The 12,190-nt window shown below is 63.4% G+C and carries 9 protein-coding genes; 5 read left to right on the top strand and 4 right to left on the bottom strand.

Going from position 1 to position 12,190, the window contains the following annotated elements:
- Positions 1 to 55: 55 nt before the first annotated feature.
- From ABWK72_RS24080 to ABWK72_RS24095, 4 genes are all read right to left on the bottom strand, one after another.
- Entirely contained in the window at positions 56 to 1,498 is a 1,443-nt protein-coding gene (locus ABWK72_RS24080) for a formylglycine-generating enzyme family protein (RefSeq protein ID WP_367872126.1), read from the bottom strand.
- A gap of 491 nt (positions 1,499 to 1,989) precedes the next feature.
- Positions 1,990 to 2,406 carry a hypothetical protein gene (locus ABWK72_RS24085; protein ID WP_367872127.1) on the bottom strand — a complete coding sequence of 139 codons (417 nt, stop codon included), beginning with the start codon at positions 2,404 to 2,406 and terminating at the stop codon, positions 1,990 to 1,992.
- A gap of 116 nt (positions 2,407 to 2,522) precedes the next feature.
- Positions 2,523 to 3,353 (bottom strand): hypothetical protein, encoded by an 831-nt coding sequence (locus ABWK72_RS24090; protein ID WP_367872128.1) that lies wholly within the window; start codon positions 3,351 to 3,353, stop codon positions 2,523 to 2,525.
- 104 nt (positions 3,354 to 3,457) lie between these two features.
- Positions 3,458 to 5,146: a phosphate ABC transporter substrate-binding/OmpA family protein gene (locus tag ABWK72_RS24095; RefSeq protein ID WP_367872129.1), complete on the bottom strand. Its 1,689-nt coding sequence runs from the start codon at positions 5,144 to 5,146 to the stop codon at positions 3,458 to 3,460.
- Between the two features lie 545 nt (positions 5,147 to 5,691).
- On the opposite strand from ABWK72_RS24095, the gene ABWK72_RS24100 reads away from it, so the two are divergent.
- The 5 genes from ABWK72_RS24100 (at position 5,692) to ABWK72_RS24120 (ending at position 12,158) form a co-directional block, all read left to right on the top strand.
- The gene (locus ABWK72_RS24100; RefSeq protein ID WP_367872130.1) at positions 5,692 to 7,128 is read left to right on the top strand and encodes a hypothetical protein; all 1,437 of its coding nucleotides are present in this window, start codon (positions 5,692 to 5,694) and stop codon (positions 7,126 to 7,128) included.
- A 23-nt stretch (positions 7,129 to 7,151) separates the two neighbouring features.
- Positions 7,152 to 9,590: a hypothetical protein gene (locus ABWK72_RS24105; protein ID WP_367872131.1), complete on the top strand. Its 2,439-nt coding sequence runs from the start codon at positions 7,152 to 7,154 to the stop codon at positions 9,588 to 9,590.
- Positions 9,591 to 9,822: 232 nt separating this feature from the next.
- Entirely contained in the window at positions 9,823 to 10,770 is a 948-nt protein-coding gene (locus ABWK72_RS24110; protein ID WP_367872132.1) for a LysR family transcriptional regulator, read from the top strand.
- Positions 10,751 to 11,671, top strand: a complete 921-nt coding sequence (locus tag ABWK72_RS24115) for a LysR family transcriptional regulator (protein WP_367872133.1) — start codon at positions 10,751 to 10,753, stop codon at positions 11,669 to 11,671. Before ABWK72_RS24110 ends, ABWK72_RS24115 begins: the two co-directional genes overlap by 20 nt.
- Positions 11,672 to 11,783: 112 nt before the next feature.
- Positions 11,784 to 12,158, top strand: a complete 375-nt coding sequence (locus ABWK72_RS24120) for a hypothetical protein (protein ID WP_367872134.1) — start codon at positions 11,784 to 11,786, stop codon at positions 12,156 to 12,158.
- The last annotated feature ends 32 nt before the right edge of the window (positions 12,159 to 12,190 follow it).

Consider the following 12,190-nt stretch of genomic DNA (forward strand, 5'->3'; position numbering starts at 1 on the left):
AGCGGCTGCGCCGCCATCGGGGGGCATCGGATATTGAAACGACATGACGCTCTATCTAGTAAGCGGACGGGGAGGTCGGCGGGCGGCTGGGGCGGTCGTTGTCGTCATCGCGATCACGCCCTTGGGTGATCGAGGGGCCGGTGAAGAGGCCGGGTTCGGTGGTGTTTGTGGGATCGCTGCCGGCCAAGACGCTGATGGTGTCCGGGGTATTGCCGGTGTAGACGAATTGCCCGCCGCTACCCGGGCGGTAGAGGATTTCCTGCACCAGCGCCACTCCGGCGACCACGTAGCGGAGCGTGAGCGGCGTGCCCTCCGGCCAATCGCCGTGGACCCAGAAGCCATCGTCCACCTTGCGGACCACCGAGCCTCCGGGAGTGCGGCGCAGGAAACTGTCGGAAGGCGGTGGTGGCGGCGCTTGGTCCTGCTTCCTGCGCAGGGCCCGGCGGATGAGCGTGAAGATGATCGCGAAGGGAATGAGGATGCAGGCGAGTCCCTTGACCAAGGCCACACCCGTCGAGCCGCCGGACTCGGGGAATGCCGGGGTTTGGCGCGATGGTGGCGGATTGTCCGCGGGCGGCGGGTCTTGCCCCATCCGTCCGGAAGACTCGACTTCCACCGGCGGTGTGACCTGGGCAACCTGGGCCGCTTCCAAGCCGCAGACGATGCGGAAGCCGGTATCCGCATTCCGGCTGCGGGGATCGGCGCGGTAGCGGGCGGCGCTGCGGGTATTGCTCACGCCACGCAGCCACGAACCGCCGCGCAGCACCCGGCGAGGCTTGTCGCTTAGATTGGGATTCTGCTGGAGCGGATCGGTCGCCGGGCCTTCGGGGTAGGGGCCGTACCAATCGAGGCACCACTCCGAGACATTGCCGGCGATAAAGAGGCCCCAGGGATTGGGCGGTTTCGAGCCGACGGGGCGGGTGCCATCGCCGGCGTTCTCCTTGTGCCAGCCGGTGATGTAGGCGTCCTCGCCATGCCATGGGCCGGTGGTCCCGGCGCGGCAGGCGTATTCCCACTGGGCCTCGGTCGGCAGCGTGACCTTGCGGCCGGTTTTCTTCTCCAGCCAGGCGCAGAAGGCCTGGGCATCGGGGAAGGTCAGCAGGGAGACCGGGTGGTCCGGCGTTTGAGGGAAGCCGGGGTTCTTCCAGGTGAAGTCCTTGCGCTGTTCAAGCGCTCTGCCATTCCAGCCGTAGCCGCCGCTGCTGCCGACTTCAGACTCGGTCTTGTAGCGTGTCTCCGCGATGAAGCGCTCCCACTGCGCCCGGGTCACGGCGCTGCGGCCGATGTAGAAGTCGTGGCTGATCCGCGCGATCCGCTGGGTCTCGTCGCTGGCCCGACCGGCTTCATCGGCGGGCGAACCTTGGACATAGCCGCCGGCGGGGATCAGGACGAGGTCCAGGCCGACGCCGTTTCCGAGGTCGAGCTTGAGGACCGGCTCCGCGGCAGGGCACGAGCATGCGATCAGGCAGAGTGTCAGGCCGAGCAGGGGTGCTTTCATGAATAGGGAAAGGCTAGAGGCCGAATCGAAGCAGGGGCAACCCTACAGATGGCGGCGATTTCGCGGACTACGAAAGCCCCTCCGATTTCCATGCGGCTGCTGACGGAGAACTTCCAAAGCAGTTCAGATGAACTGGAGATGCAGGGGGCTGATGAGCTTTAGGTTACTCCGGTATATCTCCTTGAAAGGCAGTTCGATATCGGAAGCCGGAGCCGCTGCGCCGCCCCCCCCGCACGGGGCCTGGGCGAAAGCGTCACCAAAGGCTGCTGAAAAAAAGACGCGAAATCTGAAACAAAAACCCCGTCAGCGGCGTTATTCAGGTGTAAGGCAACTGCGGGGAACGGCCCGCTAACTTATCAACAGATCTTGTCAGGAGCTCGCTCCCGGCAGGTGGCCCGGCCGGTGGTTCTTTAGGTTTTTGGGTTTTTCCTAAGGAATACCGGTCGGGCTTCTTTCTGTACGCTGAGGGCAAGAAGGGAGGATCCGAGCGCTTATTCCGCGCTCTCCAAGGCCGCCCAAGGTTCCTGCCCGCCCATTTCGCCCCAGTGGAGGGTGGCGGATGCGTTCGGCTTGTCTAAATTCGAGCAAGAGATCCCGGCACCGGAATCATAGAATTGCTGGAGTTTGATGTTGGCCTTTTCGGGGTAGATGTTCACCCGCATCGGGGCGAGTTTCTGGAACTCCGGGGGGATCGGCAGGTTCCACTGGTACTGTCCGAAGACCCGCTCGAATTGCTCCGGCTTGATCCCGCGCGCGTATTTCACGCAGGCGCGGAGGATTTCCTGACGCTCGGTCATGGGAATGGCACGCGCCCTCCGGACGGCTTCCGCTTGGTCATGATTGGATTTCCCCACCAGCGCGCCGAGGCCAACTACAAGGAGGAGCAGGGGAATTCCGAACCAGAGCACGAAGAAGTTTCGGGAAATCCAGTGCAGGATACGCAAGCGCCGGTCGCCCGATTGAGAGTGGGATGGCCGAGGGTTTGAGGCTCTGGGTTCGCTTCGCATTCCCTCAACGGGCGATTTCAGCTGCCCATCTTCAGGGGTGCCGCGGCCGCCAAGGCCTCGGGAACGTCGGCAGGCGAGGTGTCGAATTCGAGGCCGCGCAGCCAGTCGTTGGTGCGATCGAGCTGCACCGCCGCGCCATCGATTTCGTGGGAGAGCGCGCCGGCATCGCGATTGGAAAGGTGGTCGGCACGGAAGAGCTTCACCAGCTCCGCGATGCGCTCCTGCTCGGAGGCGGTCAGCTCGCGGCTTTCCTCCGCGCCGCGGCGCTTCTCCAAGCGGGAACGCAGGGAAGTAAGCCGCGATTGCATCGACTCCGCCAAGCCCGCGCGGCTGCCAGGCGCGATAGCCGCGACGTCCTTTTCCATCGCTGCGATCTTGGCCTCCAAGTCGGCAGGGTCCTCGGTCTCGACGAAGCGATCCAGCATCTCGCCGGTGTGGAGCAGGCGCAGGTAGGTCCAGGCCAGGTTCGAGAGCCGTTCGCTGCGCTGGCGGACGATCTCGGGATTCAGCCGCGGGTCGCGGTGGAAGTCCGCTTGCAGGGACTCGATCTCCGCCGCCAATGAGTCGTAGCGGGTGCGGGTGGAAGTACGCAGGGAATCGTAGATCTGCCGCCGCTGGAAGAGGAACTCGCGCAGCTTCGCCCCGTCGTCGCCCTGCTTGCGGGCGGCGAGCCAATTCTTGAAGAGCCGCGAATCCGGCAGGTAGATCCAGCCGAGCGCATAGACCGCCGCTCCGGCGATGATGCCGATCCCGCTCATCGTGGCCACGCCCGCGCCGAGCGTGAGGAGCCCGAGCCACGCGTGGTGCGGGCTCTTCGCGAAGGCTTTCAGTTTTTCGACGCCGGTCATTCCAAGTGTTCAGTTTGCCAGTGTTCAGTTTTCAGGGAAAGCAAGCACACTCGCAGGATCATTCCTGCCTTTCCCTGAAAACTGAACACTGAAAACCGGCAAACTTATTCCACCGTAAACCACTGCACTTCCACCCGGCGGTTCAGGTCGGAATTCTTGCTGGCAGGTTCTTCCCAGCCGCGGCCGACGGTTTCGAGGCGCTCGGCTTGGATTCCGGGGAACTTCTCCATCAGGCGGGTCTTGATCTCCTTGGCGCGCCGGTCGGAGAGGGCCATTGCATCCAGCGCCATTTTATTGAGGAAGGCAGCGCCCTGCTTGCGGAATTCCTCCTTCTTGGCGTCATCGGCGTGGCCGCGCAGCACGATCCGCGAGCCGGGGGAGACGCCGAGCAGGCGATTGACGTTGGTCAGGAAGTCGAGGTTCTCCTTCTGGGTCATGTCCAGATCGTGTTTGTTCGCCACGAAGTAGAAGCGGATGTCGCGGGTCAGCAGCGGGTCCTGCTCGATCGCCGATTGGTTGCTGCTTTTGATCGGCTGGATCGAGGCGACCTGGGCCGACATCGTGCCGCCCTTCTCGATCGCTTCGAGTGATTTGGTGTCCGCGAAGTAGGACGAGCTTACCGGAGTCGGCTGGAGTTCCGGGCCGTAGGCGAGATTCGCGGTCTGGAAGACGGACGCGAAGGAGCCCGCTTCGTCGATCCCGCCGCGGAAAAAGGCGAGGTTTTCGGGGAGATTCGAGAGGTGGACCTTCGCCAGCTCCTCGCGGGTGCTTTCCACCGTCCACTCGTATTTCTTGAAGGCGGTGGCGATGGCTTGGAGGTATTGCTCGGGAGCGGCGCGGATCTTGTCGTTGTGAAGTAGCATGCCCTCCACGATTTTCTGGACGATCTCCGGCTTGGCCTGCGCGAAGCCCTTGTTGAAGACCAGGATGTCGGCGATCACCAGCAGGTTGCGATTGTCCACCAGCTGCCGCGCCGCGCCGCCGGAGCCCTCGACCACTTCCGTGGTTTTCGGGGCCCAGGTCACGCAGCCGTCAATCTTGTGGCCGCCGCCCTTCAGGTCGGCCAGGAAGGCATCACCCGCGGCGAAGGCGTCTTCCAGGAAGACCAGGTTCACCGCTTCCGGGTCGCGCTGCTCATCCGGGCCATCGAGCCGTTTGACCGGCAGGCCGGCCTCCTGGGACAGGTAGCGGATGAAGAACTCCGCCTCGCTGAAGGGGGCGGTGGCGATGGTCTTGCCCTTGAGATCGTTCACACGCTTGATGTCCTTGCGGACGATGATGCCGTCCGCGCCGCGCGACCAGGAGACCTGCGCGGGGACCACGCACTGCCACTGGCGGCCGTAGTTCGAGAGCACGTCCACGGTGGTTGCGGTGGCGGCGAATTTGCCATCCTGCAGGTCGGCCCAGGAGTCCTCCTCGCTGAGGGTGATCTCCAGCTTGAAGCCGCCGTTCTTCGCGAACCATGAGTTGTCGTTCGGTTCGAGGCCGCCATTGGCGGTGATCAGGCCGGCGTAGCCTGCGTACTCGGAGAGGTTGACCAGGATCGTGTTGTCCACCGGCGCATAGGGCCGGGGAGAGGGAAGCTGCTTGGCCTTGCCGGGCGCGATGAATTCGAAGGAGGCGGTGGCATCGTCCGCGGCGGGCGTGGAGTCCTCCCCCTCCTTTTCCTTTTGAGGAGAGGATTGGGTCGTGCGCGCCGGCCCGTCCTGCTTCTTGTTCAAGACCCGCATGACCGCGAATCCGGCGAGGAGCAGGACCACGAGGGTGAACACGATCTTTCCGAGTTTGGTCATGATGCCGGTCATCATGAACCGCACCGGGCGCTTCGTGCGATGGGAAAATGCAGGCAGTTGTGGAAGGGTCGAGGCGACGGGACCGGTGTCCGGTCTCGACGGGCACGGCTGTTTCCCGGGGCGTGCGTTCCGTGCCCTATTCAGCCCCTGAATTGTGAATAAGTCGGATCGAGACGGGTGAAAATGAGACAAATAATCCCAAAAGCGGACATAACTCTGAATTGCCTTCCTCTTTGAGATGATAGGTGATTTCAGGATAGGTGTAACGCGAGTTGTTTGCGGCTGTAAATCGAACTCAGAGTCTCCCATGCCTAATGATCTCTTCATCTAGAGTTGATCCCTGAAAAGCTTAGTGTCCTCCTGTTCTGATAAAGCCATTTCGTCTGCTGCCCGGTAGGCGGGGGTCGCTGTCTCTATGGGATTGGATGCCGAAATTGGCGCGATGATGTCGTGCCCGTGGTGGGGTTGTTGTGTCTTGGGGGATATGTTTTTTTGGAATGATTGCCCTGACTAGATCGAAAAACAATTGGTAATTAACTACAATTATGAGAATTAATTCAATAATCGGCCTGTCCGCCTTCGCTGCGGCGAATCTTGCCCAAGCAGCCATCACCGTTGCCGATGGTTTGGACATGGATACCACCACCACTGTCACCAGCGGCTCGAACTCCATTGTCGCAGGAACCGGCAATGCCGCCGATAATGAGAGCTTGGCGTTGGGCTTCGATAACGTTGCGGACACTTGCAGTCTTGCCGCCGGCTATGATGTCGAGGTGTTCAACTATTCCCTCGGCTACGGATTCATGAACACCATGTCGGGAGCCTCGTACTACACGCTGATGGGCGGTGTGGACAATATTGTCGAATCGGCGACCGACTCGGTGGTGCTCGGGCAGACCAATGTGATGAGGCGCCAGTCGTCATCCTTGGCGCTCGGACTCTACAATTCATTCAATTTCCCCAGTGGCACAAGTGGGACTGGCAATGTTCTGATCGGGTCGGGAAACACCATGGACGGGACGGGGGCTCCCGCTCCCTTCTACAGCCTGCAGAATTGCGTCATGATCGGTGTCCAGAATGAGTCCACCACCGACCTGGCCTGGGTGATGGGCTTTGGTAACATCGCCCAGCACGAAACCGTGACCCTTGGGAAATACGCCGCCACCGTTTCGGATGCTTCGCTGATCGTCGGCAATGGAACGGGTACGGGTAGCCGCTCGAATAGCTTGGTGGTGCTGAACAATGGCAACACGAGTGTCCAAGGATCGCTCACCATCGGCGGCAGCCCCGCGGTGACCAGCGGCTACCTTTCCACGAACAAGTATCTGACCGCCTCCTACGGAGCCGGCGCGAGCGCCGCCGCCACCGCGATCGGTGCCCTTGGAACCGGTGCGACGGCGACCCATGCGGATTCCTTCTCGGTGGGAAATAGTGCGGACGCGACCAATACGGGCGCGATTGCGATCGGATCCAACAGCTCGGCCACGGGAATCGATGCCGTGTCGATCGGTTATGCCACCTATGCCCGGGCACAACGCTCCTTCGCCGCCAGCACGGGCGGTGTCAACGCCAGCGGCTACGGAGGCAGTGCCCTTTCGGGCGGTCTGTCGGAGGCGGTCCATGCCGTTGCGCTCGGCCAAGGAACCGCAGCCCGGGCGTTCTCGTCGGTATCGGTTGGTTCCCACCCTATCACCGAGTGGGGCGACAGTGCCAGCACTTGGGTCGCCACCGATTCGGTCTTCACGGTCGGCAACGGCACCACCTACGGCGGCCCTAACCAGAGCAACGCGCTGAAGATCCTCAAGAACGGCAAGGCCACCTTCAAGAACAAGAAGTGGAGCAGCGGCCTGGGCGATCCGGATGCGGGCGACGGCTCCGATGCCGCCGGCGTGGCGTTGCGCGTGGAGGGCCATACCGAACTCCAGGGCAAGGTGACAATCGCGATCCCGCAGGGCGACATCTCCATGGGCGATTTCGAATAAACCCTCCAACTAAAAGAGCTATTATGTTCCAGACGAAATCCATACTGCGCTCGTGGGGACCGCAGATCGGCGTCCAGGCACTGCTGGCCTGCGGTTTCATCGCGAGCGCCGCGCCGCCGGCTTGGTGGGCGGGCAAAGGAGTAACCAACGCAAATCCCGCCAATTCACACGGTGCTGCGAATGCCGGCCAGGGCAAGCACGTGGCCTTGCAAGCCGTCGACGCCTTGGAAGACGTGCTCGGGCCGGGTGCCGCCGAGGTTATCGCCATCAAAGCGAAGCTGTTCAAGGCGAGTCCGGGAGCGAGCACCGGAGTCTTCTATCCCACCATTCCATCCTCGCCGGATCCGGCATGGGAAGCGACCCAGCGCGAGCCCTTGACGGTCGGCGCGCTGAAAGCCATGGCGGCGCCATTCTACGAACATCTGGGTGCCAGCTATCCGGTGTGGATGGACAACCAATTGTTGGAAAACGAGCTGCATCTCAATGGCACGCACCACTTCACCGGTGCGGGAGACCGTCTCTATCCATGGAACCCGGCCAACAATTCCAATGACGCGATCAACTACTCGGCTGCCACCATCGGCCAGTTGAAAGCGGTGTTCGCGCTGCGCTTCGAGGATCTGCCGCCCTTCGTCGATGGGGATGGGGACGGGCTGAGCAAGGAGGAAGAGGAAGCGCCGGGGACCGGGATCGGGACCTCCGATGGAAACATTGATTCGGATAGCGATGACTTGCCCGATGCGTGGGAGTACCGTCACGGCCTCGATCCGACGAGCGACAGCGGCGGCAACGGAGCCGACGGGGACCCTGACGGGGATCATTTCACCAATTTGGTGGAGTACAGGCAGGGGACGGAGCCCTTCTCGGACGAGGACTTCCCGGCGCATTTCTTGATCCTGACGCGCAAGGGCGATCACATCTGGGAAGATGGGGAAACGGGCAATTCATTTGCTACCGAGCAGGACTGGGGCGGGGGTGCGGGAACGCCGGTTAGCGGCGGGACCCCGGGTCCCGGGAACTACGCGGCCGGTATTATGTCCGCCATGGCGACCAATCATGCGTTTCCATCCTCATCCTCCCTTGATCCGGATGACGTCGATGACCTTGCCGACGATAAAAGCCTGAATACGAAGCGGATGATCCTGGAGTATGGCAAGCCGATCGACTTCGGATCCAGCTACTATGAGACCATCACGGTTGTCGATCCCCTCGCCGGGGCTCGTGTCATCGCGGGAATCCATCAACATGCAATCTACCTGAAGGTTCCGGAACGGGCAAAGGCGGCTATTCCGAGGACCCTCAATCTGATCTGGAAGACCACGAGCAGTTACTACCCGATAGACGAATTTGGCTCTGGCGGGGAAATTGCGGTCTCTACCGGCTTCGAGGTTAAGCAGATAACCTTGGATGCGAACGAAGATTGTTCCGATCCGCTCATCATCACCTACGATTTCAATGGCTCCGACGACAACTGGAATTTGACACGCACCTATGAGGTCGGACTGTTGAGGGTCGAAATAAGTCCGCTCGGCGATCCTCGCGAGGATCGGAAGAAGGGCGTAAGCAAGCCGGTGGGCGCTTCCCAGGAATACTGCCTGGTGAACGGGATGTATGACCGCGGCGACATGCCGATCCCGGATCTGGAGGACGAGGATGTGACCTGGCAGGTGCGGAAGATGAAGTCGGACGGCACCTTCGACGTGAGTTGGAGCACGGGTATCATTGCCGATGGCAAGGAGGTCCTGCACACCGAGACCCAGGCGGGAATCTTCCAAGTGCGGGCCCTGGTCGATCTCGGCGGCCTCGAACCATTGATCGTGGACTACACACGCGTGAACAATGCGCCCCATACCTCCACCTATCCTTGGGAAAACCCGCTGTGGACCTCCTCGACGGTGTTGGATGCGCAAAAGGTGGGCTTCCCGGACTACATCGGGATCTACAGCGCGGCTTGGCAGGAGAATGCGCGGCAGAGGGCGATGCTCCAGCTCGGCTCCCGCAACTACAAGAAGGCGGATGCAGTGAAGGTAACAGAGTATTACACCGCGCCGGCTGCCACCGACAAGGACTGGGTCTTCACCTACCACACCCTGCGCGAGGCGGGCCTGTGGGTGCCGCTGGTCCGGGTCCCTTCCTCGCCCTACGCGGCCACAGCTCCACCTTACGCGATTGACTGGTGGAACGACAACACCGGCCGCGTGGACTCGGACAGCAATGTCATCGTCACCCCTGCAATCCCGGGCTGGGATCGCTTGGGCGACCTGACCGCGCCGCAGCCCGGCTGGGTAATCGCGCGGCCCGACCTGACCGCGGACCCCGTCGGCTACAACTCGAAGGTCGGGATTCTCGACTACGACGGAAGCTGGATCATGGCCGGGGAACACTGGGTGCAGAAGCACGGGCGCATCATGGCCAGCGGCTATGGCGGCCAAGGCTTCCGCAAGCGCAACCCCGCTCCGTGAAAGGCCTGTAAGGGAACCCGGGCGCGCTGCTTGCCCGCCTTGACCCTGCGGGTGCCGCTCCGCCCGAGTGGCGGCACCCCTCAAGGGGGGCGTCGGCGCGGGACCGAATGGCCAGGGCGGGGCAGGCAGGATCCCCGGGGGTTTCCGGGTGAAATTCAGGACGGCAGCTCCGGCAGAATCCCATTGTCCGCAGCGCGGGGCATGCTTTGTTAGCAGCGCCAAGCCCTCCCGCATGAAATCGCCGGACCCGAAGTCCAAAACCAAAGCTGCCGGACTGCCGGCCCCTGCGCAAGGGGTGGAGGCGCTGCCCGATATCACCTACCGGCAGCTCGAGGTCTTCAGCGTGACCTGCAAGGAGCGCTCGTATGCGAATGCGGCACTGGAGCTGCACAGCACCCGCGCGAACGTGAAGCGGGTCTGCGAGGAATTCGAGGAGGCGGTCGGGCGGCCCCTGTTTGAAGAAGGGCCGGATCGCAGCCTGGTGCCGACCGCCTTTGCCACCGGCTTGCTCGCGCAGATCGGGCCGCTGTCCCGCGCGCTGCGGAAGCTGGGCGATGGCGTGCGCGGCCTCCATCAGGCCGGGCGCATCTTGCGCTTTGCGGCGGCGGGGGAGTTCTTCCGGGTTGGCCTTTTCACGGATTTCCTGGCGACCTTGCAGCTCTCCGATATCTTCCGCTCCTGCTTCGTGCGGATCGAGGTGAAGCGCTTCCGCACGGCGCTGCTCAATGCCGAGTGCGATGTGTATTTCGGGATCGGCCTCGGCGGTGCAGACCGTCTGGAGGCCGTCGACCTCGGGCCGGTGCCGTGGACGATCCTGCGGAACCCGGCGACGCCTTTGCCCACCGCGCCCGCACAACTCCAAGGGACCGGCTGGTGGATCGCCTCAGCCGGTGAACCCGAAACCGCCGCGGCCTTGCTCGCGGCCTTCCGCAGCGCGGGGGCCAAGGGCGGTGCGATCATGGGCGAGAGCGAGGCCGCGGATTTTCTTGCGGATCCGGCGCGCTTGCCCGCCGGTGCCTGCGTCTTCGTGCCGGAGACCACGGTCGGCATGAGCGGTCGCGATCCCGGGAGCTGGCCCGCCTATCGCCTGACCGCGTGCCTGCGGCGCAATCATCCCTATGCAGAACTCAAGCCGCGCCTGATGACGGCGGCCAATGGCCATGGACATCGATCTCAATAGCCTGCTGGTCTTCCGCCACCTCGCGGAGACGGGCAGTTTCACCGCGACCGGCAAGCGCTGGGGCATGACCCAGCCCGCGGTGAGCCTGACGATCTCCAAGCTGGAATCCGCCGTCGGCCTGATCCTCTTCGAGCGCTCGCCGGCCGGGGCCAAGCTGACCCCGGCGGGCGTCGCCTTTCTGGAATTGGGCAGCGAGGTCAGCGATGCGTATCTGGAATTCGTCGATGGCATGCGCCACCTCGACCGGCGCATGGACCGCCAGGTGCTGGTGGCACTGGATGCATCGTACTTCGGGCGCACGCTGCGGGAGACCCTTGCCGCCGAGCCGCCCGCAGGTCCCAGCGTGCGCTGTTGCGAGGCGAACGGGAATTGGCGCGAGGCGTTGGAGGCGACCCGCGTGGACGTGGTGATCGCCGGGCGTTTCCTGCGCGCGGGCCTCTCGCCGGCGGTGCAGGAAGCGGTGATCCGGCGCGAGCGCGGCCTGACCGTCGCGTGGAATCCCGACTTCTATCCCTTCGATCCGGAGAACTTCAGTTTCCCCGAGGTGCTGCGGACCAGCATCCTGGTGCCGGACCGGAAGGTGGTCACGGGCTTCAGCTCCTTCCTCCTGCGCTGGTGCGAGGAGGCCTACGGCATCCAGCCCGCCAACTCGATCGGCTTTCCTTCCGAGGATGAAGCCGCGGCGGCCTGCAGGGCCGGCCTGGGCGTGATGCTGGCACCGGGTAATGCGATGCCGCGGCTAGGTGCCGGGGCCGAAGGGTTGGTCCATGTGCGGACCTTCGAGTTCCTGCTGCCGGAAGCCTTCACCGTCGCCGTCTATTGCCGCAGCGGCGAGGAGTCGAAGGAGGTGCTGGGCGTGGCCGCGGCGATCGCGAAGCTGGGGAGGAAGATGTTCGCTTAGATTTTACAACCGCGAATGGACGCGAATAGGGAAGACCCTCGGGGCGGACCTCCGGGAAAGCGCCACTTGCGGATTGCCGCGGCGGTTCTTGTCGGGTATCACATGGGATGCGATGACCGTCCACGATAGCAGCACTCTGGCCGCCTTGATCGCGGCCTATGAGAAGTCGGTGGTGTTCGAGGAGTCCACGCCCGGTGCCCTGCGCGTGGCCAAGGCCCTGCCGGCCCTGCAATGGTCGAATGGCGGCCTGCTGCTCCTGGGGGTGCGCAAGGACGGCAGCGTCTGCGGCGTGCCGGAAGGCGAGGTGGACGATATCTTCGCGCGCTTCAGCCACCTCTGCGCGGAGTTGACCCGTGCCAGCGTCGAGATCGGCCTGCTGCGCTGCGGGGAGAAGGCCGTGGTGTTCATGGTCTTCAACATGATCCCGCGCCACACCGCGCCGCTCGACCGCTACGCCGGGGAGATCGAGCGCGTGGCGGTGGTTTGAGGTGAGCCCCCCGGTGCGCTGGCTCCATGCAG

This window comes from Luteolibacter sp. Populi (genome assembly GCF_040801775.1).
Classification (GTDB): Bacteria; Verrucomicrobiota; Verrucomicrobiia; order Verrucomicrobiales; family Akkermansiaceae; genus Haloferula.

Bases quoted from the DNA above. Each gene is read 5' to 3' on its own strand.
- ABWK72_RS24120 (WP_367872134.1), top strand. From the start codon at position 11,784: ATGACCGTCCACGATAGCAGCACTCTGGCCGCCTTGATCGCGGCCTAT.
- ABWK72_RS24100 (WP_367872130.1), top strand. From the start codon at position 5,692: ATGAGAATTAATTCAATAATCGGCCTGTCCGCCTTCGCTGCGGCGAAT.
- ABWK72_RS24105 (WP_367872131.1), top strand. From the start codon at position 7,152: ATGTTCCAGACGAAATCCATACTGCGCTCGTGGGGACCGCAGATCGGC.
- ABWK72_RS24115 (WP_367872133.1), top strand. From the start codon at position 10,751: ATGGACATCGATCTCAATAGCCTGCTGGTCTTCCGCCACCTCGCGGAG.
- ABWK72_RS24110 (WP_367872132.1), top strand. From the start codon at position 9,823: ATGAAATCGCCGGACCCGAAGTCCAAAACCAAAGCTGCCGGACTGCCG.
- ABWK72_RS24090 (WP_367872128.1), bottom strand. From the start codon at position 3,353: ATGACCGGCGTCGAAAAACTGAAAGCCTTCGCGAAGAGCCCGCACCAC.
- ABWK72_RS24095 (WP_367872129.1), bottom strand. From the start codon at position 5,146: ATGACCAAACTCGGAAAGATCGTGTTCACCCTCGTGGTCCTGCTCCTC.
- ABWK72_RS24080 (WP_367872126.1), bottom strand. From the start codon at position 1,498: ATGAAAGCACCCCTGCTCGGCCTGACACTCTGCCTGATCGCATGCTCG.